Origin of the sequence: Sodalis sp. RH16 (assembly GCF_047324245.1) — a bacterium.
In the GTDB taxonomy this organism is placed as follows: domain Bacteria; phylum Pseudomonadota; class Gammaproteobacteria; order Enterobacterales; family Enterobacteriaceae; genus Acerihabitans; species Acerihabitans ligni.
Genome location: NZ_CP178737.1, coordinates 4,735,740 through 4,758,659, shown reverse-complemented (window position 1 = coordinate 4,758,659; position 22,920 = coordinate 4,735,740). Strand labels below are relative to the sequence as shown.

The following is a 22,920-nucleotide window of genomic DNA, read 5'->3' as shown; positions in this document are numbered from 1 at the left end:
AAGGAAAAAAAGGCGCCTGGGCGCCTTAATTCATTACCGCGGTAAAGCTGAACGCAATGATCACCAGCAAGGAAAATACCGTGGTCATTAATGACAATTTGAAATCGCTGCTCATCACTTCTCCTTATCACTACACCTATCGCTGAACGGGATATCTTTACACCCGTAGGTTGTAAGCAGTGTCGCATAACCCGATTAAAAAAGCTTGCCGGGCAGCAACTCCCGAGCATATTTATCTTTATCGCTTTCACTTTAGTGCCGAATCAAGGAAAATTGGCGATTTATTTATTTCGGCGTACAGGAGTTCTACACGCATGGCAACCATTAAAGACGTGGCGAAACGCGCCGGGGTATCCACCACTACGGTGTCACATGTCATCAATAAGACGCGATTTGTGGCGCAAGAGACCAAGATCGCCGTTTTGGAGGCCATCGGGCAGCTGCACTATTCCCCCAGCGACGTGGCGCGCAGCCTTAAGATCAACCGCACAAAATCCATCGGCCTGCTGGCCAGCTCAAGCGAAGCGCCCTACTTCGCGGAAATTATCGAGTCGATTGAGCACCACTGTTTTGTGCGGGGATATACCCTTGTGCTGTGCAACTCCCATAACGATCTGAACAAACAGGGCGCCTATCTGGCGATGCTGGCGCAAAAACGGGTGGACGGGTTGCTGGTGATGTGCGCCGAATATCCCGAACCGTTGCTGAATATGCTGGAAGAGTATCGCCATATCCCCATGGTGGTCATGGATTGGGGCGAAGCTCGCCGGGATTTCACCGATACCATTATCGACAATGCCTTCGCCGGGGGTTACATGGCGACCCGCTATCTGATTTCCAGGGGGCATCGCGATATCGGCGCCATACCCGGCCAACTGGCGCGCAATACCGGGGGCGGCCGTCATCGCGGCTACCTGCGGGCCCTGGAAGAAGCCGGCATCGCCATTCCCCATCAATGGATTGTGCAGGGGGATTTCGAACCGGAATCCGGCTATCAGGCCATGAAACTCATTCTGTCCAGGCCGCAAAGGCCCACGGCGGTATTTTGCGGCGGTGATATCATGGCCATGGGTGCAATGTGCGCCATTGATGAAATGGGCATGAAGGTTCCCGATGACATCTCAATTATCGGTTATGATAATGTGCGCAATTCGTGCTTTTTTACCCCGTCATTGACTACCATTCATCAACCCAAAGAAGAGCTGGGCGAGGCCGCGCTGACCATGCTGCTGGACCGTATCACCAGCAAACGGGAAAACGCCAGGATTATCGAAGTGCATCCCGCCCTGATTGTACGCCGTTCGGTGGCCGACGGCCCGTTTCGCTCCTGAAGGGCGGCGCACGGCCTCCTGAGCCCCTTATCAAAGGTGATTCGCTCCCGAATGTAATAATATATTTCATACCGCCGAATGTGCCTGATGAGTTATTGTTTCGATAGGAAATCATTAACTTATCTGTGAAATACATTATTCTGTCAGCTATTGTCTAAACCGGAATGCAGGCTTATACTCAATATCGTTAACAAATATAACGAGTTGTCTAATAATTTTGCTTTAAAAGAATGTCGTGTTTTTACATGGCGTCATCCTATTTATGAAGCGCCCGTCTGACAAACAGTCTATTGGTGTTTTTTATATTCCTCTGTTTATTGTGGTACATCCGACACCACGGATACCCGTGGATGATTATAAAAGCCCGCAGGTATCGGCTACGCTTTTCCTGACGGGGTTATAACAGAAGAAAGGTGATGGAGAAGCTATGAGTTCCTCGTGTGTTGAAGACCTGAGCTTTCATGATAATGCTTGGTATCGAATCATCCATGAAATGCTTGCTGAGGCAGGTGTAAAGATCAACGGCGCAAGGCCGTTTGATATTCATGTCAAGAACCCGGAATTTTTTAAACGCGTGCTAGAGGACGGGTCATTGGGGTTGGGTGAAAGTTACATGGACGGCTGGTGGGAATGCGAGCGACTGGATATCTTTTTTCAGCGCGTTTTAAGAGCCGGTTTGGAAAATAAGCTTCCCCGGCATTTCAAGGATGTTATGCGCGTTGCCGCCGCGCGGCTCATGAATCTTCAGTCTAAAAAACGGGCTTGGATTGTCGGCAAAGAGCATTATGACTTGGGTAATGACCTGTTCAGCCTGATGCTGGATCCCTATATGCAGTATTCGTGCGGCTATTGGAACAAGGCCACCACTCTGGAGGAAGCGCAGCAGGACAAGCTCAGGATGATCTGCGAAAAGCTGCAGTTAAGACCGGGCATGACGCTGCTGGATGTGGGCTGCGGCTGGGGCGGGCTTGCCGCTTATGCGGCCAAGAACTACGGTGTTTCGGTTCAGGGGGTGACTATCTCCGCTGAACAGCAGAAACTGGCGCAGGATCGCTGCGAAGGTTTGGACGTCACTATCTCGCTGCAGGATTACCGCGACCTCAACGTGCAATTCGACCGTATCGTTTCGGTGGGCATGTTTGAGCACGTAGGTCCGAAAAACTACGCCACCTATTTCGACGTCATTGATCGCAACCTGAAACGCGACGGCCTTTTCCTGCTCCATACCATCGGATCCAACCAGACCGATATGAACGTGGACCCCTGGATCGACAAATACATCTTCCCCAATGGCTGCCTCCCTTCCGTGCAGCATATCGCGCGGGCCAGCGAGAAGCATTTTGTTATGGAGGACTGGCATAATTTCGGTGCCGATTATGACAAAACGCTGATGGCCTGGTATGAACGTTTTCTCGCCGCCTGGCCGACGTTATCGGGAAATTACTCGGATCGATTCTTCCGGATGTTCTGCTACTACCTGAATGCCTGCGCCGGCGCTTTTCGCGCCCGTAACATCCATTTGTGGCAGGTATTGTTCAGCCCGCAAGGGGTTGAAGGCGGGATTCGTGTGCCCCGCTAAGCGTCCATTGCGGTACGTTCTTTTGGACTTTCCGCTCCAACGCTTTATTGCCCTGGACGGGCAATAAAGCGTCCCTATCCCGACAGTCGGGATACAGCGTTTTACCTCATGTTAACTTCGTGTCCGGCAGCGACGGCCAGTGCGGCCTCCCGCTGCGCCAAAACCCGTTCAACGGTGTCCACAACCGCCTGGGTTTGCGGATCGATTTCAATATTCACCCGGTTTCCCAGGCGTTTCTTGCCGAGTGTTGTCCTGGTGAGGGTTTCCGGAATCAAGTGGACGCAAAATTTATCCGCGGCAACCTCTCCGATGGTCAGGCTGATGCCGTCGATACCGATATAGCCTTTGTACAGCACATATTTCATCAACTCCTTGTCCGGCATTTTAAACCAAATCTGCCGGTTGTTTTCCGAGGTGACGATTTTAACGATTTCCGCGCTGCACATGATATGGCCGGACATGACATGGCCGCCAATCTCGGCGTTGAACGTAGCGGCACGCTCCACGTTCACCTCATCTCCCACCTGTAATTCCCCGAGGTTGGTAATGCGCAGCGTTTCTTTCATCAAGTCGAAGCTCGCCACATCTCCCTTGATGGCGCTCACCGTCAGGCAGCAGCCGTTGTGGGCCACCGATGCCCCGGTCTCAAGCCCGTCCAGCAGCGCCGGCGGCAGTTTAATGTAATGCGTGCGGAAGTTGGTTTTTTCATCAATTTCCACCACCGACGCGGTGCCCTGAACAATACCCGTAAACATGGCCTTGACCTCTTTTAATGACACCTTAAAAAGATGGGTATTATATTGCCCCAATTTCAGGTGAAAACCAAATACCCTCCCGCGGCGAAACGCTATGCACGGAAAATGTGCATTATTGCACTGGTATAAAGCAGGGAATCCATTACACTATGCCTCAGAAACGCCGCATAAATTACCGCTTAAATTCACTCATAATCATTAATTTATCTGCAGCTTGTATTATTTTTAATCCATAACATCATAGGTGCCTGCGTGCAGAAGTATTTCCTCGAAGCGCGTACATTATTGTCGCTGGCCTTACCGGTGATCCTTGCGCAAATCGCTCAAACCGCCATGGGCGTGGTGGATACCGTGATGTCCGGCTCCGTAAGCGCCACCGACATGGCCGCCGTCGCCGTCGGTACTTCCATCTGGCTGCCCGCTATTTTATTCGGCCACGGTCTTATCATGGCGCTGACGCCGGTCATTGCCCAACTAAACGGTTCCGGCCGGCGCGATCGCATCGCCTTTCAAGTGCGCCAAGGGTTTTGGCTGGCCTTGTCCGTCTCGCTGCTGATTATGTTCCTTTTGTATCATTCCAGGTTTGTCATCGGCAGGATGCATCATGTCGATCCCGCCCTGGCGCAAAAAGCCGTCGCCTATCTGCATTTTCTGCTGCTGGGGGCGCCGGGGTATCTGTTTTTCCAGGTGCTGCGCGGCCAATGCGAAGGTCTTTCCAAAACCAAGCCAGGCATGGTCATCGGTTTCCTCGGCCTGGCGGCTAATATTCCGATCAATTATGTGTTTATCTACGGCAAGCTGGGTATGCCGGCCCTGGGCGGTGTGGGCTGTGGCATCGCCACGGCGTCGGTGTATTGGATTATGTTTGGGGTCATGTGGCTGTATGTGCGCCGGGCCGGCACCTTTGCGGATTTCCGTACCGCCGTCGCTATCGTGCTGCCGCACTGGCCGACCCTGCGGCGTTTGTGCTCGCTGGGATTGCCGGTGGCATCCTCGCTCTTTTTCGAGGTGACGCTGTTTGCCGTGGTGGCGCTGCTGGTGACGCCGCTGGGCATTGTGTCCGTAGCCGGTCATCAAATCGCCCTGAACTTCAGCGCGCTGATGTTCGTACTGCCCTTGTCAATCGGGGTGGCGGCCACGATCCGCGTGGGTTTCCGCCTGGGTGAAAACAAGGTGGACGAAGCGCGGGTCGCCGCCTGGACCAGCCTGGCCGCCGGTGTGATGCTGGCCTGCGTGACGGCGATACTCACCTACCGGTTCCGGGTGCATATCGCCAGCTGGTATAATGCCACCCCGGCGGTAGTGAGCATGGCATCGCATTTGATGTCCCTGGCGGCGCTTTATCAGATTTCCGACTCAATCCAGGTCATTGGCAACGGCATCCTGCGCGGTTACAAAGACACCCGGTCGATATTTTTTATCACTTTTACCGCTTACTGGCTGCTGGGCCTGCCCTGCGGCTATGTTCTGGCGCTGACGGACTATGCGGTCCCCGCTATGGGCCCCAGCGGTTTCTGGATAGGTTTTATTATCGGCCTGACCTCGGCGGCAATCATGATGTCAATGCGCATACGCTGGCTGCAACGTCAGCCGCCGCTGCAGATTCTCCACCGCGCGGCGCGCTGAAACCATCGCCGGCAACGCGTCCCGGCGTGGACAAAAAAACGGCTTCCTGCACATTACGTCGGCAGTTGGATGACCTGGCGGGGAAAAAACGGTTTTTCCCCTTGCAAGGGTTGATAATGCCCGTTAATATTCGTCCCGCTGTCAGACTGGCAGTGTTGTCCGGTATGCGTTCTTAGCTCAGTTGGTTAGAGCACCACCTTGACATGGTGGGGGTCGATGGTTCGAGTCCATTAGAACGCACCATCCTTAGTGCGTCCGTAGCTCAGCTGGTTAGAGCACCACCTTGACATGGTGGGGGTCGGTGGTTCGAGTCCACTCGGACGCACCATATCCATTGTTTCCTTTCTTTTCTGATTTAACCCTTTTTTCCGTTTAAACTTCCATCTCACCCCCATCATCAGGCCGTTTGCGCCGATGCTTTAATATATTTGTAACATGGGACGGTTGGACATGAGTTAATTCCGTAGTACATATGTACAATAGTTGATAACAAAATTTTGCGTATATGCCAAAAAAGTCGCTTTTTGACGCCTAAAGCATTATTTGCGCTGTTTTTATCTTGTGTCCGCCGCCTCAATAACTATAATACGAAACGTTATTTCAATTGAATGGTTTCAGCCGATTGATTAGCCCCATACTAATTAAAATAGTCTTGCCTGTTAAACGTCCCCCGCTTTACCGGGCGACTTGTTTACATTTTTTTCATCTCTTTCTCACTTTTGTCACCTATCCTTGAACGTAGGGAACAGGCTCGCCGAGCTGCATATTTTCATCGTCGATACTCACCGGCGATACACCAGATTCATCATCCATCACAACTTGCAGATACCATTGTTATGAAAAAGACAAAAATTGTTTGTACCATAGGCCCGAAATCCGAATCCGTAGAGATGCTGACCAAACTGCTGGACGCCGGCATGAACGTTATGCGTCTGAATTTTTCCCACGGCGACTATGAAGAACATGGTCAACGTATCAAGAATCTGCGATCCATCCTGGCAAACACGGGCAAAAAAGCGGCTATCCTCCTGGATACCAAAGGCCCGGAAATTCGCACCATGAAATTGGAAAACGGCAGCGACGTTTCGCTGTTGGCCGGCCAGAGCTTTACCTTTACCACCGATCAAAGCGTTATCGGCAACAAGGAACGCGTTGCGGTGACCTACACCGGCTTCCCGCAGGATCTTTCCATCGGCAACACCGTTTTGGTGGATGACGGTTTACTGGGCATGGTCGTTACTGAAAAGACCGATACCACCGTGGTGTGTAAGGTCCTGAATAACGGCGACCTGGGTGAAAACAAAGGGGTTAACCTGCCGGGCGTTTCCATTGCACTGCCGGCCCTGGCGGAAAAAGACAAACGCGACTTGATTTTCGGCTGCGAACAAGGCGTCGATTTCATCGCGGCGTCATTTATCCGCAAACGCTCTGATGTTCTGGAAATCCGTGAACATCTCAAACAGCATGGCGGCGAACATATCCAGATCATATCGAAAATTGAAAATCAGGAAGGCCTGAACAATTTCGACGAAATTCTGGAAGCATCCGACGGCATCATGGTGGCTCGCGGCGACCTGGGCGTGGAAATTCCGGTGGAAGAAGTTATCTTCGCCCAGAAGATGATGATCGAAAAATGTAATCGCTCTCGTAAAGTCGTGATTACCGCGACCCAGATGCTCGACTCCATGATCAAAAACCCCCGCCCTACCCGCGCTGAAGCCGGTGATGTGGCGAACGCCATTATCGACGGCACCGATGCGGTTATGCTGTCCGGTGAGAGCGCCAAGGGCAAATACCCCCATGAAGCCGTCAGCATCATGGCCACCATTTGCGATCGTACCGACCGCGTGATGCCCAGCCGTATCGAAAGCATCAACGACAGCCGCAAACTTCGCATTACCGAGGCGGTTTGCCGCGGTGCGGTGGAAACTGCTGAAAAATTGGAAGCCCCGCTGATTGTCGTGGCGACCGAAGGCGGCAAATCCGCCAAAGCAGTGCGTAAATATTTCCCTAAAGCCGAAATCCTGGCGCTGACCACCAACGAAATAACCGCCCGCCAGCTGTTGCTGACCAAAGGCGTAACCTGTCAATTGGTGGACAAGATCGCTTCAACCGATGATTTCTACCGTATCGGCAAGGCGATGGCCCTAGAATGCGGCCTGGCGCAAAAAGGCGACATCATAGTGATGGTTTCCGGAGCCCTGGTGCCGAGCGGCACCACCAATACCGCTTCCGTCCATCAGCTGTAAGTCACCCTGTTTAAACCGAGCCCCCGCCTTGTCGGGGGCTTTTTTTTGCCGATTGTTCGTACCCTCGAGGTTTAAGCACGGGCTTTCATCCCAGCTTCGCCTTAGTTATAGCAACAGGTATAAGCCATAGATTTGCACAACTGTTTGCTCACCGTCTTAAATATGTTAATTCTCGCGATTCGCACCAGTCCCGCCAATAAAATCAACCCGCACAGCACAAAATAAACGATACTTTTTATCTCCCCTTTAATCAGAGTTATCTTATGGCACCTGGAAGTTACGCCTCTTTTTTTTAACGTCTCTGTAAAACAAGACGTTTCTTTGAGCATTCGGTCGAAATTAATCGTTTTACTAGTAAAATTATTTCTCTTTCGAAAATACTTTGTGTAATACTTGTAATGCTACATGGAGATTAACTCAATCTAGAGGGTATTAATAATGAATCGTACTAAACTGGTACTGGGCGCGGTAATTTTATGTTCTGCTATGCTTGCTGGCTGTTCAAGCAACGCTAAAATCGATCAGCTGTCCTCTGACGTTCAAACTCTGAACGCGAAAGTTGACCAGCTCAGCAACGATGTGAACGCTATTCGTTCCGACGTACAGGCTGCTAAAGACGACGCTGCCCGTGCTAACCAACGTTTGGATAACCAAGCTCACTCTTATCGTAAATAAGAGCTTCCTTGTTTAGAAAATGGCGCACATTGTGCGCCATTTTTTTTGTGCCGGGTTTGCCTTCTCGTTTATCCTTAGGAACCCTTTCTGCCGCTGCGCTGCAAGCCCCAAATCCCCTCATAGCGCTGTTTTATCCTCTGACTGACCCCACCACACGACCAATGACCCACAATGGCCAGGATTGCCGTTTGGCAGCCTTTACACGCTAGAGCGCGCCATCGCTTTCAGCAACCCGACTAACGGTCGCCGCAGGAGATGATTGGGGTACCGGCGCGGACATATCGGCCGGCGGCAAACTGTCTTCGGCAATACCGGAGGAAATCAGGATCGGCATACCGGCGCGGCGGACTATCGCTTCATCGGCGACCGTTTTATCCGAGGCTTTGTCGCCGATGAATTTTTTCACCTTTGGCGTAAGGGCGATGTGCATAGTCTGCGGATCGTCCTTATCGTTGCGGGACAAAGGCTGATGTACTTCCATATATCGCTTGCCGTCGGGTTCAACGGCCACCTTAATGGGTTCATTCACCACCTGCACCCGGGTGCCGACAGGCACCTGCTCGAACAATGCCTGGATATCATCGGGACGTAACCGGATACACCCGGAGCTGACCCGCATGCCGATGCCGAAATTGGCATTGGTTCCGTGGATAAGATAGGTCCCGCCGCCCGCCGACAGACGCAGGGCGAACAATCCCATGGGGTTGTCCGGGCCGGCCGGAACCACCGCCGGCAGCGTAATACCCTGCTCAGCCAGATAATGCTTGCGGATATTTGGGGTCGGCGTCCAGGTAGGGTTGGTGATCTTCTTGACGATGGAGGTAACCATGACCGGCGTATTACGACCCAGCTGGCCGATGCCGATGGGGTAAACGATGACGCTGTTGCCCCCGGGGGGATAATAAAATAGCCTCAGTTCGGCAAGATTGATGACAATGCCTTTTCGCGGAGCATCGGGCAACAGCATCTGCGCGGGAATGGTGAGCTCGGTACCCGGCGTCGGCAAATAGGGATCGGTGCCGGGATTGGCCTCCAGCATCGCCAATAAACCTATTTTATATTGCGCGGCCACCGCCTCCAGCGAACCGCCGTTATTGGCCACCGTGGCTATGGTATTCTCACCGATAAGGCGACTGTCAGGCGGCGGCAACGGATACTCGGTAGCCGCCGCGCTGCCGATGGCTCCCGCCAAGCAGGCGGCCATGGCAAAACCTATTAGGGTCAAGGTTCGATTCATAGTGTCTTCCTAGCAGTTTTTATTTTCAAATCCGGTTTTCCGGCAGACTTCTCACCGGCGGACAATAAACATCACCACCAATAGCAGCCGCCTGCCGACCCCTGCAATAAGAATTCGCCGATAAAAAGAGACAGGCGTAGCGCCCCATGCCACGGTAGGCCCGCCGGCGCCGAACGTGCAGCGAGCCTGTTAAAGGGAGACCGCGGCAATGGGGTCGAAGCCGCCGTCCTGCGGCGGCCGGAGCGCCCCATGCCACGGTAGGCCCGCCGGCGCCGAACGTGCAGCGAGCCTGTTAAAGGGAGACCGCGGCAATGGGGTCGAAGCCGCCGTCCTGCGGCGGCCGGAGCGCCCCATGCCACGGTAGGCCCGCCGGCGCCGATCGTGCAACGAGCCTGTTAAAGGGAGACCGCGGCAATGGGGTCGAAGCCGCCGTCTTGCGGCGGCCGGAGCGCCCCATGCCACGGTAGGCCCGCTATCACCGATCGTGCAACGAACCTGTTGAAGGAGGATCCTGCCGGTGGGGCATTTTGAGGACTGAGGCGTAGCCTTTTAATGCAATGCGGCGGCTTTTTTCCGAATGCCGCGCACCATGGCCTCCAACCCCTGGGAGCGGGACGGAGTGAGATGCTGGCTCAAGGCCAGTTCGCTGAAAAACGGCCGCACATCCTCTGCGACAATCTCCGAAGGCGCCAGGCCGTGATAAAAAACGAATACCGTGGCTATCAGTCCCTTCACAATGGCCGCGTCGCTGTCGCCGAAAAACCTCACTTCCCCCGTCTGGGGATCACGGTTCATAACGATCCACACCTGGCTCTGGCAGCCGGAAATCAAATTGCCGGCAATACGGGTTCCCGAGGGCAGCGGATCCAATTGAGCGCCCAATTCAATGATATACATATACTTCTCTTCCCAATTACTGCAGCGGGAAAAGTTACGCAGTAGTTTATTCTTATCCGGCAGATTCGCCATGACTCATGTTCTCCACAGGCGACGGATTCAGCCCAGCAAACGCCGGACTCGTACCAGACCGGTCACCAGCCGATCAATGTCCTCACGGGTGGTATACAGGGCCAGGGAGGCGCGACACATACTAGGCACCTGATAATAAGCCATCAGCGGCATCGCGCAATGGTGGCCGGTACGAATGGCAATACCGTACTGATCGAGGAAGCTACCCACATCATAGGCATGGTGTTTGCCCAGGTTGAACGCGATAACCCCAGCCCGATCCGCGGGACCATACAGGATCAAATCCGGCACCTGCTGCAATGACTCCAAGGCATAGTGCATCAGCTCGCCCTCGTACTGCCGGATATTATCCAGGCCCAGGCTTTCCACATAGCTCAGCGCCGCCCCCAAGCCCATCATGCCCGCGGTATTCGGAGAACCCGCTTCGAAACGCCAGGGCGGTTCGAGAAAGGTGGTGCCTTCCGTCAGGCTGACGGATTGGATCATCGACCCGCCCCCCTCCCATGGCGGCATCCGGTCCAGCAGCGCTTTTTTACCATACAGGATACCGATACCGGACGGACCATAAATCTTATGGCCGGAGAAGGCATAGAAATCGCAATCCAGCGCCTGCACATCCACTTTGCCATGCATGATGCCCTGGGCTCCGTCCACCAACACCACCAGATCGGCGGCAGCGCGAGCCCGTGCGATCAGCCTCTTCAACGGGTTTACGGTGCCCAGCACATTGGAAACCTGGGTGATGGCCAGCAACCGCGTACGATCGTCAATAAGCGAGGATAGCTTTTCCTCATCCAGCGTACCGTCCGCCAACAACGGCAATACCCTGACTTCCACCTGCCGTTCCGCGGCGATAAGCTGCCAGGGAACGATATTGGAGTGATGTTCCATTTCCGTCAGGATCAGATTATCCCCAGGCTGGAAAAATTGACGCCCGTAGCTGTTGGCCACCAGGTTGATACCCTCGGTGGTGCCTTTGACAAAGATGATTTCCTCATCCGATGCCGCATTGATAAAGCGCGCCGCCTGGGCTCGGACATCTTCCATCCGGGTAGTGGCTTGCGCGCTTAGGGTATGGATGCCGCGATGCACGGCGGCATAGCCCTGGCGGTAATAATCCCGTTCGGTATCAATAACGATATTGGGTTTCTGCGCACTGGCCGCGCTATCAAGATAGGTGAGCGGCTGTCCGTTAACGTCTCGTGCCAGAATGGGAAAATCCCCACGCACTCGTTCAATGGGATAGGACATGACTCCCTCCTTGCAAAGCATCGGCGATACGGGCCAATACGGTTTTCCGCACGACCTGGTTGTCCATCGCCTCGGTGATTTCGGCGGCAAACGCATGGATAATCATCTCCTGCGCTTCCTGGCGGGGAATGCCCCGTGAGCGTAAATAGAACATCTGCTCATCATCTATCCGGCCCACGGTAGCCCCATGGCTGCATTTGACGTCGTCAGCGTAAATTTCCAGCTGTGGTTTGGTGTCCACCTCGGACAGCCGGTCCAACAGCAGATTATTGTTGGTCATCCGTCCGTCGGTTTTCACCGCGTATTTGGCCACCTTGATAAGACCGTTGAATACGCCTTTGCCCCGATCGCGGGCAATGATTTTGTGCAGCTGGCGGCTCAGGCAATATCCTTTGTTATGCTCCAGATACGTCCGGGTGTCGGTCACGTCATTTTCCGACGGCAACAGCAGGCTGTTAATGGCCAGGTCGGATCCCTCGCCGTCAAGCCGGGCGCTTACCTGATGACGGGTCAGACCGGCGCCGAGCAAAAAGCTGTTGCTGCGTACGAAGGCGTCGCGGCCGATAACGATATCATCATGGGCAAAGTGGTAACTGGCGCGATTTTCAAACGCCAGCTTGATATGGCTTAACCGCGCGTTATCCCCCACCGTCATGGTAAGGCGGGCGCCGGTAAAATGCCCCTGCCCGTCCAGGCTGGCAAAATGTTCGATAACCTCGGCCTGCGCCCCGCGTTCCACATCAACATGGTGGCGGTAATGCAGGGTATTCAGCTCTTCGGCATCGTCAACGCCGCTGCTGATATGCAGAAGGTAGAGCGGTTTTTCCGCCGTTTTGCCGGCGGGCAGCCGGATACGGGTGGTTTCGCGGCTGAGGCTCTCGGTCAGATGCAAAAATATTTCCGGCTGGATAGGCTCGGGCAGGGTCGTGCGCGCCGCGCCGCGCTCAATGTCGATAAGCCAGGAACCGGTAGCGCTGTCGCTCAGGCCCGGCTCGAACCGTCCGTCAATAAACACCAGCCGCACGGCATCCAGCGGCAGACTCAGCCGGTCGCGCTGCTCCGGGGTAACGGACTGTGCCTGCGCCTGGGAGAAACGATGGGACAGCAATCCTTCCAGAGGGGTGTATTTCCACTGCTCGTGCTTGCGCGTAGGCAAACCCAGCCGTTCCACGTTTTGCCAATGGGCGTAGGATTGCGCTGAGCGGGAAACGCTCTGGCCTTCGAATAAATGATGCCACTGCTGCAGTGTCCGGGCATTATTCTTGTTCGGTAAGCCAGCCATAGCCTTGCTCCTCCAGCTGTTTCACCAGGGCGAAATCGCCGGATTTCACGATGCGGCCCTGATAAAGCACATGGACCTGATCCGGTTTGATATAATCCAGGATACGCTGGTAATGGGTGACGATAATAAATGAGCGATTTTGGTTACGCAGGGTATTGACCCCGTGCGCCACGATTTTCAGCGCATCGATATCCAGACCGGAGTCGGTTTCATCCAGGATGCAGAGGGAAGGCTCAAGGGCCGCCATTTGCAGAATGTCATTGCGTTTTTTTTCACCGCCGGAAAAGCCGACGTTTACCGACCGGGTCAGGAGATCCGCCGGCATTTTCAGCAAGGCGATTTTTTCTTCGATGAAATCGGCAAAATCAAAACGATCCAGCGGTTCCTGACCACGATATTTGCGTACCGCGTTCACCGCCGTCTGTAAAAAGAACTGGTTGCTGACGCCCGGGATTTCAACCGGATATTGGAAGGCCATGAAAATCCCTTCCCCGGCGCGCTCCTCAGGATCCAGCGTCAGCAAATCCCTGCCCTTGAACAGCACTTCCCCCTCGGTGACCCGGTAATCTTCCCGTCCCGCCAGCGTGGCGGACAAGGTGCTTTTCCCGGAACCGTTCGGCCCCATGATGGCGTGCACCTCGCCGGGTTTAACTTCAAGGTTCAGGCCCTTGAGGATGCTGTTATCTTCCACACTCACGTTCAAATTACGAACTGTTAACATTTTTTTTCCTTTACCCGACTATCCAGACCAGCAATCAGGCAGAATACTTACTGTGTGGTCAATGGCTTAACCCACACTATGTTCAAGACTGATGGCTAAAAGTTTCTGCGCCTCCACGGCGAATTCCAACGGCAATTCAGAGAACACGTCCTTGCAGAAGCCGTTGACAATCATCGAAATGGCGTCGTCTTCGCTGATGCCGCGCTGGCGGCAATAAAACAGTTGATCCTCGCCGATGCGCGAGGTGGTGGCCTCGTGCTCCAACTGGGCGGTGCTGTTGCGCACTTCCACATAAGGAAAGGTGTGCGCGCCGCTTTCGCTGCCGATAAGCATCGAATCACACTGGGTGTAATTACGGGCATTGGTGGCGGTGGGCATAATCTTCACCAGGCCGCGGTAGGTATTCTCGCTTTTACCCGCGGAAATACCCTTGGAGATAATGGTGGAGCGGGTATTTTTACCGATGTGAATCATCTTGGTGCCGGTATCGGCCTGCTGGTTGCCGTTGGTCAGGGCTACAGAGAAAAATTCCCCTACCGAATTGTCGCCGCGCAAGATACAGCTAGGATACTTCCAGGTGATGGCCGAGCCGGTTTCCGACTGGGTCCAGGACATCTTGGAATTTTCCCCTTCGCACAGTGCCCGCTTGGTGACAAAGTTCAAGATGCCCCCCTCGGTTTCGCTGCCCGCGAACCAATTCTGCACCGTAGAATATTTTACCTCGGCATTCTTGTGGACGATGACCTCCACCACCGCGGCATGCAGCTGATAGCTGTCGCGCACCGGCGCCGAACATCCTTCGATATAGCTGACGTAGCTGTCTTCATCGGCAATCAGGATTGTCCGTTCGAACTGGCCGGTTTTCGCCGCATTGATGCGAAAATAGGTGGAAAGCTCCATGGGACAACGCACCCCTTTCGGGATGTAGACAAAGGTGCCGTCCGAGGCCACAGCGGAATTCAGCGCGGCGAAAAAGTTATCGTTGGGAGGCACTACGCTGCCCAGATACTGGCGAACCAGATCCGGATGTTCGTGAATGGCCTCGCCGAAGGAGCAGAAAATAATGCCCTCTTTCGCCAGCTTATCGCGATAGGTGGTGGATACCGACACCGAGTCGAAAATAGCGTCCACGGCGACTTCCGAGCCTTCCCGTACCGGTACGCCCAGCTGGTTGAACGCCGCTTCCACCTCGGTGGTGAGATAGCTGTTCGCCGCGTCGACGCCGGGCTGTTGCATCGCCCCCGGCTGGGAGCCGCAGTTATCATCGCAACTGCCGCAGGAAGGCGCGGAATAATAGCTGTATTCGTTATAGTCCAGCGGCTTATAGTACGCTTTCAACCAGTGCGGTTCTTCCATATTCAGCCAGGCGCGATAGGCATTAAGGCGAAACTCCAGCATCCATTCCGGTTCGTTGCGTTTCGCCGAAATAGCCCGCACCACCTCTTCGCTGATGCCATGGGCCAGCTCGTCAGTGACCAGTTGGGTAAAAAAGCCTTCTTTATAGTTAGCGCTTTTTACCCAGGGCTCCGGCGCGGCATTGATGGGCTCGGGAGTTTCAATATTGCTTCGTGCCATAATGGTTCATCCGCTCAAAGACCAAAGCTTTCGCCACACCCGCAGGCATGCTGAGCTTTGGGATTATTGAATTTAAATACGTGATTCAGGCCTTCCTGCACATAATCCACTTCCGTGCCGTCAATAAAAGGCATGGCTTTAAGCGGCACATAGAGGTGGGCCCCATCACGTTCATAAACCAGTTCGCTATCCTCTTGACGGGTAGCCATCTCCACCACATAGCCGAAGCCGGCGCAACCCGATTGTTTTACACCCAGGCGCAACCCCCGCATTTCGGCATTCTGCTCCGCCAGGCGACGTATCTGTTTGGCTGCTGCTTCGCTCAGGGTCAGGCCTTGCCAGGTATTATCCTCGAGTGAAAAAGTTTCAACGGTGTCCGTTTGCATAAAACTGACCTCTCAATATGACAAGATTGATAAACCGCAATCTCTCTATGTTAGTGATATCAATTAACACTGCAACCTTGCCCTTAGCAGGGGAATAGACAAAAGCGGCGGTAAATGCCGGTCTATTCGGATTGGCGGCGATGTTTTAACGATTTAAGTTGTTATAATATATGAACTAAATATTTATACTATATTGATTTTAAAGTAGTTTGATCAAAATAAAAACCACAAAATAATTATCAGATCTTTTTTTTTCTTGCAGTGACAAATAATTCATCGAAAAAAACTATTTTTATGACAGGCGAACCGAACGTCGCCGTTATGTACATTTTTGTACAAGGAACCATCATCAGGCGCTGAATATAGGGGTATTGCCGAATAAAGCACCAGGGCGTTAATTGATAATGATTACCATCATTATTTACCCGTTCGGTTTAAACAACTAAAACAAATAGACAATAATAAGATCCGGTCCCGCCATGCTACTTTACATTACCCCCGCGCGCAGGGTTTTTAACAAGCAATCCGTGCCATAAGCGCCGGAACCTTTACTCCCGGCCCGCTCATGGCCGGGGAGGCGCCGACCTGCTAAACCGTCTTTTTCTTTCGTTACAATTATAATACAATTATATCACATTTCCGCCATTTAGCCCATGTGGCAGACCGGCGGCCGGCAATAATAATACAATTATTAGCATTTTTTAAGGAGATAGTCCGGCCCGCTCGCGTTATGCTATTGAAAACAGTCAATTGCCGGATCTCTCACGCTTATGCCTTCGTCAGCGGTTCCCAAGCCCGTCTTAACCACGCCTCAGCTCAACAAACTTATCATACCCATCGTCTTTTTTACCTTTATCTGCTACCTGTCCATCGGCCTGCCGCTGGCCATTATTCCCGGTTTTACCCATAACCGGCTGGGCTTTAACACCGTCATCGCCGGCTTCGCCATCAGTATACAATATATCGCCACGCTGCTCAGCCGCCCCCATGCGGGACGCTATGCCGACATGCTGGGACCCAAGAAAGTGGTCTTGATCGGATTGAGCTGCTGTGGTCTTAGCGGACTGATGTATCTTTTGGCCGCCTGGATGACGGCAACGCCCTGGAGCAGCCTCGGGCTGCTGTTCATCGGCAGGCTGGTGCTGGGCATCGGCGAGAGCTTTGCCAGCACCGGCTCCACGCTTTGGGGCATCGCCCGGGTCGGCCAGTTCCATACCGCCCGGGTCATATCCTGGAACGGCGTAGCCACCTATGGCGCCATCGCCATCGGCGCCCCCCTCGGCGTTTGGCTCAACTCCCTCGGCGGGATCGGGGCGGTGGGCGTGTTTGTGCTTTTCATTGGCCTTGGCGCCTGGGCGGTGGCGCTGCGCAAACCGGCAGTCTCCATCGTTACCGGAAAGCGCATCGCATTCACCACCGTGGTGGGCAAAATCTGGCCCTATGGCCTCGGATTGGGCCTGGGCACCATGGGCTTTGGGGTGATTGTCAGTTTTATCACGCTCTATTTCGCCGATCTCGGCTGGAGCGGAGCGGCGTTTTCCCTGACGCTAATGAGCTGTGCCTTTGTCGGCGTAAGGTTGATTTCCGGCAATGTTATTAACATTTACGGCGGACTGACCGTCTCGCTCCTGTCGTTTATTTGCGAGATGCTGGGATTGTTACTGATTTGGGCGGCGCCCGACGCCATGGTGGCGGATTTGGGCGCACTGCTCACCGGTGCGGGATTTTCCCTGGTATTTCCGGCGCTGGGGGTGGAAGCGGTTAAACAGGTCCCGCCGCAAAACCAGGGCACCGCCCTGGGCACCTATTCCGCTTTCCTCGATCTCGGACTGAGCCTGGCGGGCCCGGCCGCGGGCTTTGTCATGTCCCATTTGGGCATGTCCTATCTTTACCTGTGCGCGGCAATGATGGCCGCCCTCGCCGCGTTGCTGATGGTGCGCCTGAAGTTCCGCGCCGACGCGCACGCCCGTCAGCAGGGTTAAGCGGCCAACCGCTCCGCCAGGGTCAGCTTAGCGTGGTTCCAGCACCGCAGTGGTGAGGCGGGCGATACAGGTCAATCTTTGTTGGTCGTCATGAATGCGGATATCCCAGACCTGGTGGGTACGCCCGACGTGCAGGGGGCGGCAGACGCCGCGTACGCTGCCCTCCGTAACGCCGCGCAGGTGATTGGCGTTGATTTCAAGCCCCACCACCCGCTGCCCGCCTTCGGTACAAAGATAACCCGCCACCGAGCCCAGGGATTCCGCCAGCACCGCCGAAGCGCCGCCGTGCAGCAAACCGAACGGTTGACGGGTCCGGTGGTCCACCGGCATCACCCCTTCCAGTTCGTCGTCGCCGATACGGGTATAGACAATGCCCAGATGGGCGACCAGGGTATTCCGGCTATGTTGATTAAGACCCTCAAGGGAGGCCGGTCGTTTCCAAATCATCACATGATCTCCAGTAAAGCCTGTAAAGGATGGCGAATGCCCTCGCCTTCGATGCGTTTCACCTGGCTGCGGCAGGAGTAGCCGGTGGCCAGACAACGCGTCCGCGGCAAACGCTGCAGGGGCTGCTGCCAGGAGAGGGCATAAATACCCAAAGAATTTTCCACATTGGCGCTTTCATGGCCATAGGTGCCGGCCATGCCGCAGCAGCCGACGCTGACGTTCTCCAGCCGGGCGCCGAAGCGGGAAAAGATGGACGCCCATTGCTGGCCGCTGGCGGGAAGTTCGGTGGATTCGGTGCAGTGGCCGAAAAGATACCAGGTATTTTCCGCTGACGGCGCCGGGGACAGGGTCTGCGGCAGGCCCATCAACCATTCATGTACCAGCATAACCTTGAAATTTCCCAACCCGTCACCCAACGCCTCCCGGTATTCATCGCGATAACAAAGGACCAGAGCCGGGTCCACACCCACCATGGGCAAGCCCAGCAGCGCGGTACGGTTAAGAAAATCGGCGGTTTTGGCGGCGGTTTTGGCAAAGCGCTGCAAAAAACCTTTGATGTGCTGGGCTTTACCGTTCGGCGAAAAAGGCAGCAGCACCGGTTTAAAACCCAGCTTTTCCACCAGCCGGATAAAATCCGTCACCACGCCGGCATCGTAATAGCTGGTAAAGGGATCCTGCACCACCAGCACATGTCCTTGCCGCTGTTCGGCGCTCATGGCTTCCAGCTGTTCCAGCGTGGTATCGGCGGCGCGATGCCCCGCCAGCTGCGCGCGCAGCGAAGGGGCCGACAGCAGCGGCAAATCCACCATGCCGATGCGTTTGCGGCTCAATTCATTCAACCAGGGCTGTTTTAGAAAAAAATTGAAAAATGACGGCGCTCGCGCCATCAAAGGCGCATAGCTTTCCACGCCGGCCACCAGGTGATCGCGCAAGGGGCGCAGATAGCGGCTGTGATAAAGCTGGAGAAAGCGCGACCGAAATCCCGGCACATCAATCTTGATGGGGCATTGGGTAGAACAGGCCTTGCAGGCCAGACAGCCGGACATGGCCGCTTTGACCTCATGGGAAAAATCATATTCGCCGCGGTCGGCCCGCCGGCTGTTGCGCGCCCGCGCCACCAAATCGCGCAGGCTCGCCATCCCGGCGGGCAGATTCTTTTCCAGCTCCAGCGGGTCCACCCCCTGCTCCGCCAGCAGCCGCAGCCACTCCCGTACCAGCGTCGCCCGCCCTTTGGGCGAATGGATGCGGTCGCCGGTGATTTTCATCGACGGACACATGGGACTGCGGGCATCGAAATTGAAACAAAGCCCGTTGCCGTTGCACTCCATCGCGCCGCGAAAAGAGTTCCGGACCGCAATGGGGATTTGCCGGTCATAAGCGCCCCGTTTCACCCCGTCGACGGTTTTCATCGGCGCGCTGCTCTCCAGTGGAGAGCAGATTTTGCCGGGGTTGAGGCGGTTATAGGGATCAAACGCCGATTTTATTCTTCTCAATTCTTCATAAAGCGTTTCGCCGAAAAATGCCGGACTGTACTCGGCGCGAAAACCCTTGCCATGCTCGCCCCACAGCAACCCGCCGTACTTGGCGGTGAGGGCGACCACCCGATCCGACAGCGTTTTCATCAATACTTCCTGCGCCGGATCGCACATATCCAGCGCCGGCCTGACGTGCAGCACCCCGGCATCCACGTGGCCGAACATGCCGTATTGCAGATGATGGCTGTCGAGCAATTGCCGGAACTCGACAATATAGTCGGCCAGATGCTGCGGCGGTACGCAGGTGTCCTCGGCGAACGGGATAGGCTTGGCGGGCCCTTTGCTGTTGCCCAGCAACCCCACCGCTTTTTTACGCATGGCGTAGATACGCTCGATATCCGCCGGCCGATCGCAGATCTGGTAACCGATAACCCCTTCCTGCCGCGCGGCCATCAGCCCGTCCAATCTTTGGCACAGGGCGGCCAACTGCTGGTTGATAAGGGAAAGATCGTCACCGGCGAACTCGACGATATTCAGTCCCAATACCTCCCGCCCCGGTACGTCCTGTATCAGCTCTTTCACCGAATGCCAGATGATGTCTTCCCGCGCCAGGTCTAGCACCTTGGAGTCGACGGTTTCCACCGACAATGCATGGGCTTCCAGCATGAAAGGCGCGCTGCGCAGCGCGGAATTGAAAGAGTCGTATTTGATATTCACCAGCCGCCGGACTTTCGGCAGCGGCGTGATATCCAGCCGGGCTTCGGTGATAAAGGCCAGCGTCCCTTCCGATCCGGTGAGAATCCGGCCCAGATCGAAGGTCTGCATATCGTCGCTGAAGACGTGGCGCAAATCATAACCGGTGAGAAACCGGTTAAGCTTGGGGAATTTTTCCAGAATCAGCGACCGCCGCGCCCGGCAGCTGTCCAGCACCGTGCGGTAAATACGCCCCGCAGCTCCCTCCCCGGCGGCAAGCGCCTCGGCGTCGGCAATGCTCATGGCGCGGGTCTCAATCTGCTCGCCGCCCAACAGCACGGCACGCAGGCCCAGAACATGATCCGAAGTCTTGCCATACACCAGCGACCCCTGCCCGGAGGCATCGGTATTCACCATGCCGCCAAGGGTGGCGCGATTACTGGTGGATAATTCGGGAGCGAAAAAATACCCCAGCGGCTTTAAAAACAGATTCAGCTGATCCTTGATGACCCCCGCTTCCACTTTGACCCAGCCTTGCTCGGTATTCACGTCCAGGATACGGTTCATATAACGGGACATATCCACTACGATACCGGTATTGAGAGACTGGCCGTTGGTGCCGGTTCCACCGCCGCGGGGGGTGAAGGTGATCGAGGCGAACCGCGGGTCTGCCGCCAGCTTGCCGATAAGCGCCACATCATCTGTGCTGCGGGGAAAAACCACCGCGTCGGGCAATAATTGATAAACGCTGTTATCGGTGGCCATGGTGAGCCGGTCGGCATAACTGGTGGCGCTGTCGCCGGCAAAGCCGTTGAATTTCAGTTCATGGAGAAAATCAATTACCGGTTTGGCAAGCCCAGGGGCCTGGGAAATCTGAGGAATCATTAACGGTGAGCCTGTTTTTTCGAAAGTGTGTGGTATCGGCATGGTAGGGTTGTTTTATCATATTTCTTTTTACCTTGCGCGCTGTGAGGAAAAAATCTTCTCCTGCGGAGCCCGTTCACATCGGCATACAGGGAGTCACTGTAATATCGGCGTTAAAGTTTTTAGCGCAAGCTGTCAAAAAAGCGTGAAATAACGCATCATTAAGGCTGTAGCCGAAGGACCTAGTATATCTCTTGACCTGCCTGTTAACTGAGGTGAAAAACGCTTACATGGATTACCCGCGTCAACTGATCGATCTGCCCAGAATGCTGTTCGGCGTTGCGTTTATCGCGCTGATGAGCCTGGCCTGCTTTTGGGTGGTACAGCCTTTTATCCTGGGATTCGCCTGGGCCAGCATGGTGGTGATTGCCACCTGGCCGCTGCTGATAAGATTACAAAACCTGTTTTGGGGACGACGCTCACTGGCGGTCCTGGCGATGACCATTTTGCTGCTGCTGCTTTTTGTACTGCCGGTATCCTTTTTGGTGAGCAGCCTGATTGACAATAGCGCTCCACTGCTTGCCTGGGCCACCCAGCCGAATCGATTAACCTTGCCGACACTGCATTGGCTGCACGATATCCCCCTGGTGGGCCACAAGCTTTATTCCGGCTGGCAGGCCATGATCTCCGGCGGCGGCAGCCTGCTCATGAGCAAAGTGCAACCCTATATCGGCCAATCGGCCACCTGGCTGCTGGCGCAGGTGGCGCAGGTGGGCAGCTTTCTCATCCATTGCGGCCTGATGATCCTGTTCAGCGTCCTGCTGTATATCCGCGGTGAGCGGGTGGGACTGGCGGTGCGCCATTTCGCCATCCGTTTGGGAGCCGAACGGGGAGACGCCTCTGTGCTGCTGGCGGCGCAGGCCATCCGCGCGGTGGCTCTGGGGGTGGTGTTAACCGCCATTGTCCAGGCGGTGCTGGGAGGAATAGGCCTGGCGGTGGCCGGCATCCCCTTTGCCACCATCCTGACCATCGTGATGTTTATTCTGTGCATCGCCCAGCTTGGCCCTTTGCTGGTCTTGATTCCCGCCATGATCTGGCTCTATTGGAGCGGTGAGACCACCTGGGGCACCCTGCTGCTGATATGGAGCTGCGTAGTAGCCACGCTGGATAATTTCCTGCGGCCGGTCTTTATCCGCATGGGGGCGGATTTACCTATTCTCCTGGTGCTGTGCGGCGTTATCGGCGGATTGCTCGCCTTCGGCATGATCGGGCTGTTTATTGGTCCCGTGGTGCTGGCGGTATCCTATCGCCTGTGCTTTGCCTGGGTTCACGAAGCGCCGGAGCCCGGTGAAATACACGATCCGGGTAAACACCTGCGGGATATTCCTTAAGGCACGGTTGCGGTTATGACCGCAACCGCCGGCGGCTCGTAGCGGGCAAGGCCGGCTAAGTCCCCATCCACGCCCGGCCGCGATATCGACGCCGGGTTCCATATCAGAAAGCCCCTTTGGATTTTCCGGATTAATTTCTCAGTCAGCCTTATTATTCCTGCACTGTCTCTATTTCCGGTTAGAAGATATAACGGCCGCGATTGTTCTGGGCATCAGACATATTTCTTATTATATTGATAATAATTAATTAGTATTCAATGATTAGGATGATTCTTAATGACTCAATGCCCCGCAATTCATATCATTGGGGCATCAATTAACTCAACTCTCTGATTTTACATCACGGTTTCCCCTGAGTTAAATGAATTGCTGTGTGTAGTCTTTGCCCGTCTCATAGGATGGGCTTTTTTTTATTCCGCCAAATAACGTTCT

Annotated in this window: 18 protein-coding genes, 2 tRNA genes and 1 other RNA gene; 10 read left to right on the top strand and 11 right to left on the bottom strand. The window is 54.8% G+C overall.

From position 1 onward, the window contains the following. Positions 1-25: 25 nt before the first annotated feature. The gene (locus tag ACL2XJ_RS21660; protein WP_132921595.1) at positions 26-115 is read right to left on the bottom strand and encodes a YnhF family membrane protein; all 90 of its coding nucleotides are present in this window, start codon (positions 113-115) and stop codon (positions 26-28) included. A gap of 199 nt (positions 116-314) precedes the next feature. Between ACL2XJ_RS21660 and purR the strand changes: the two genes are divergently transcribed. After that, positions 315-1,331 carry an HTH-type transcriptional repressor PurR gene (gene purR, locus ACL2XJ_RS21655; RefSeq protein ID WP_413724455.1) on the top strand — a complete coding sequence of 339 codons (1,017 nt, stop codon included), beginning with the start codon at positions 315-317 and terminating at the stop codon, positions 1,329-1,331. 427 nt (positions 1,332-1,758) lie between these two features. Then, on the top strand, positions 1,759-2,910 hold the full coding sequence (gene cfa, locus ACL2XJ_RS21650; RefSeq protein ID WP_132921597.1) for a cyclopropane fatty acyl phospholipid synthase: 1,152 nt from the start codon (positions 1,759-1,761) through the stop codon (positions 2,908-2,910). Positions 2,911-3,011: 101 nt separating this feature from the next. Here the strand turns inward: cfa and ACL2XJ_RS21645 are convergent, their stop codons facing one another. Beyond that, positions 3,012-3,665: a riboflavin synthase subunit alpha gene (locus ACL2XJ_RS21645; protein WP_413724454.1), complete on the bottom strand. Its 654-nt coding sequence runs from the start codon at positions 3,663-3,665 to the stop codon at positions 3,012-3,014. Positions 3,666-3,917: 252 nt separating this feature from the next. Here ACL2XJ_RS21645 and ACL2XJ_RS21640 point away from each other — a divergent pair, with 252 nt between their 5' ends. From ACL2XJ_RS21640 to ACL2XJ_RS21620, 5 genes are all read left to right on the top strand, one after another. Next, positions 3,918-5,291: an MATE family efflux transporter gene (locus tag ACL2XJ_RS21640; protein WP_413724453.1), complete on the top strand. Its 1,374-nt coding sequence runs from the start codon at positions 3,918-3,920 to the stop codon at positions 5,289-5,291. Positions 5,292-5,457: 166 nt separating this feature from the next. Next, positions 5,458-5,534: transfer RNA gene (locus ACL2XJ_RS21635), tRNA-Val, on the top strand. An 8-nt stretch (positions 5,535-5,542) separates the two neighbouring features. Continuing rightward, positions 5,543-5,619 (top strand) — tRNA-Val (locus ACL2XJ_RS21630). Between the two features lie 508 nt (positions 5,620-6,127). Beyond that, a complete protein-coding gene (pykF, locus tag ACL2XJ_RS21625) occupies positions 6,128-7,540 on the top strand; it encodes a pyruvate kinase PykF (RefSeq protein WP_413724452.1) in 1,413 nt (470 codons plus the stop codon). Positions 7,541-7,978: 438 nt separating this feature from the next. Beyond that, entirely contained in the window at positions 7,979-8,215 is a 237-nt protein-coding gene (locus tag ACL2XJ_RS21620) for a major outer membrane lipoprotein (RefSeq protein ID WP_413724451.1), read from the top strand. Between the two features lie 205 nt (positions 8,216-8,420). Here ACL2XJ_RS21620 and ACL2XJ_RS21615 read toward each other — a convergent pair whose 3' ends face one another. The 7 genes from ACL2XJ_RS21615 to sufA all read right to left on the bottom strand — a co-directional run bounded on the left by ACL2XJ_RS21615 (position 8,421) and on the right by sufA (position 15,636). Then, positions 8,421-9,452 (bottom strand): L,D-transpeptidase family protein, encoded by a 1,032-nt coding sequence (locus ACL2XJ_RS21615; RefSeq protein ID WP_413724450.1) that lies wholly within the window; start codon positions 9,450-9,452, stop codon positions 8,421-8,423. A gap of 549 nt (positions 9,453-10,001) precedes the next feature. Next, positions 10,002-10,421 carry a cysteine desulfuration protein SufE gene (gene sufE, locus ACL2XJ_RS21610; RefSeq protein WP_413724449.1) on the bottom strand — a complete coding sequence of 140 codons (420 nt, stop codon included), beginning with the start codon at positions 10,419-10,421 and terminating at the stop codon, positions 10,002-10,004. Between the two features lie 27 nt (positions 10,422-10,448). Next, positions 10,449-11,672, bottom strand: a complete 1,224-nt coding sequence (gene sufS, locus ACL2XJ_RS21605) for a cysteine desulfurase SufS (RefSeq protein WP_413724448.1) — start codon at positions 11,670-11,672, stop codon at positions 10,449-10,451. Further along, positions 11,656-12,954, bottom strand: a complete 1,299-nt coding sequence (sufD, locus tag ACL2XJ_RS21600; RefSeq protein ID WP_132921603.1) for a Fe-S cluster assembly protein SufD — start codon at positions 12,952-12,954, stop codon at positions 11,656-11,658. The genes sufS and sufD overlap by 17 nt, the downstream gene beginning before the upstream one ends. Further along, entirely contained in the window at positions 12,929-13,675 is a 747-nt protein-coding gene (sufC, locus tag ACL2XJ_RS21595) for a Fe-S cluster assembly ATPase SufC (RefSeq protein WP_132921604.1), read from the bottom strand. The genes sufD and sufC overlap by 26 nt, the downstream gene beginning before the upstream one ends. A 66-nt stretch (positions 13,676-13,741) precedes the next feature. After that, complete coding sequence (gene sufB, locus ACL2XJ_RS21590) at positions 13,742-15,250, bottom strand: Fe-S cluster assembly protein SufB (protein ID WP_132921605.1); 1,509 nt, start codon at positions 15,248-15,250, stop codon at positions 13,742-13,744. A gap of 14 nt (positions 15,251-15,264) precedes the next feature. After that, a complete protein-coding gene (gene sufA / locus ACL2XJ_RS21585) occupies positions 15,265-15,636 on the bottom strand; it encodes a Fe-S cluster assembly scaffold SufA (protein WP_132921606.1) in 372 nt (123 codons plus the stop codon). A 770-nt stretch (positions 15,637-16,406) separates the two neighbouring features. On the opposite strand from sufA, the gene ACL2XJ_RS21580 reads away from it, so the two are divergent. Next, positions 16,407-17,618, top strand: a complete 1,212-nt coding sequence (locus ACL2XJ_RS21580; protein ID WP_413724447.1) for an MFS transporter — start codon at positions 16,407-16,409, stop codon at positions 17,616-17,618. A 27-nt stretch (positions 17,619-17,645) separates the two neighbouring features. Here ACL2XJ_RS21580 and ACL2XJ_RS21575 read toward each other — a convergent pair whose 3' ends face one another. Further along, complete coding sequence (locus ACL2XJ_RS21575) at positions 17,646-18,065, bottom strand: hotdog fold thioesterase (protein WP_413724446.1); 420 nt, start codon at positions 18,063-18,065, stop codon at positions 17,646-17,648. Further along, positions 18,065-21,118 carry an FAD-binding and (Fe-S)-binding domain-containing protein gene (locus ACL2XJ_RS21570; RefSeq protein ID WP_413724445.1) on the bottom strand — a complete coding sequence of 1,018 codons (3,054 nt, stop codon included), beginning with the start codon at positions 21,116-21,118 and terminating at the stop codon, positions 18,065-18,067. The genes ACL2XJ_RS21575 and ACL2XJ_RS21570 overlap by 1 nt, the downstream gene beginning before the upstream one ends. A 269-nt stretch (positions 21,119-21,387) precedes the next feature. Here ACL2XJ_RS21570 and ydiK point away from each other — a divergent pair, with 269 nt between their 5' ends. Together ydiK and rprA are read left to right on the top strand one after the other, a co-directional pair. Beyond that, a complete protein-coding gene (gene ydiK, locus ACL2XJ_RS21565; protein WP_132921610.1) occupies positions 21,388-22,488 on the top strand; it encodes an AI-2E family transporter YdiK in 1,101 nt (366 codons plus the stop codon). A 309-nt stretch (positions 22,489-22,797) separates the two neighbouring features. Beyond that, positions 22,798-22,902, top strand: an RNA gene (rprA, locus tag ACL2XJ_RS21560) — antisense sRNA RprA. Positions 22,903-22,920: the final 18 nt, after the last annotated feature.

Bases quoted from the DNA above. Each gene is read 5' to 3' on its own strand.
- pykF (WP_413724452.1), top strand. From the start codon at position 6,128: ATGAAAAAGACAAAAATTGTTTGTACCATAGGCCCGAAATCCGAATCC.
- ACL2XJ_RS21575 (WP_413724446.1), bottom strand. From the start codon at position 18,065: ATGATTTGGAAACGACCGGCCTCCCTTGAGGGTCTTAATCAACATAGC.
- sufS (WP_413724448.1), bottom strand. From the start codon at position 11,672: ATGTCCTATCCCATTGAACGAGTGCGTGGGGATTTTCCCATTCTGGCA.
- ydiK (WP_132921610.1), top strand. From the start codon at position 21,388: ATGGATTACCCGCGTCAACTGATCGATCTGCCCAGAATGCTGTTCGGC.
- cfa (WP_132921597.1), top strand. From the start codon at position 1,759: ATGAGTTCCTCGTGTGTTGAAGACCTGAGCTTTCATGATAATGCTTGG.
- ACL2XJ_RS21580 (WP_413724447.1), top strand. From the start codon at position 16,407: ATGCCTTCGTCAGCGGTTCCCAAGCCCGTCTTAACCACGCCTCAGCTC.
- ACL2XJ_RS21660 (WP_132921595.1), bottom strand. From the start codon at position 115: ATGAGCAGCGATTTCAAATTGTCATTAATGACCACGGTATTTTCCTTG.
- ACL2XJ_RS21570 (WP_413724445.1), bottom strand. From the start codon at position 21,118: ATGATTCCTCAGATTTCCCAGGCCCCTGGGCTTGCCAAACCGGTAATT.
- sufE (WP_413724449.1), bottom strand. From the start codon at position 10,421: ATGGCGAATCTGCCGGATAAGAATAAACTACTGCGTAACTTTTCCCGC.
- sufA (WP_132921606.1), bottom strand. From the start codon at position 15,636: ATGCAAACGGACACCGTTGAAACTTTTTCACTCGAGGATAATACCTGG.
- ACL2XJ_RS21615 (WP_413724450.1), bottom strand. From the start codon at position 9,452: ATGAATCGAACCTTGACCCTAATAGGTTTTGCCATGGCCGCCTGCTTG.
- ACL2XJ_RS21620 (WP_413724451.1), top strand. From the start codon at position 7,979: ATGAATCGTACTAAACTGGTACTGGGCGCGGTAATTTTATGTTCTGCT.
- purR (WP_413724455.1), top strand. From the start codon at position 315: ATGGCAACCATTAAAGACGTGGCGAAACGCGCCGGGGTATCCACCACT.
- sufB (WP_132921605.1), bottom strand. From the start codon at position 15,250: ATGGCACGAAGCAATATTGAAACTCCCGAGCCCATCAATGCCGCGCCG.
- sufD (WP_132921603.1), bottom strand. From the start codon at position 12,954: ATGGCTGGCTTACCGAACAAGAATAATGCCCGGACACTGCAGCAGTGG.
- ACL2XJ_RS21645 (WP_413724454.1), bottom strand. From the start codon at position 3,665: ATGTTTACGGGTATTGTTCAGGGCACCGCGTCGGTGGTGGAAATTGAT.
- sufC (WP_132921604.1), bottom strand. From the start codon at position 13,675: ATGTTAACAGTTCGTAATTTGAACGTGAGTGTGGAAGATAACAGCATC.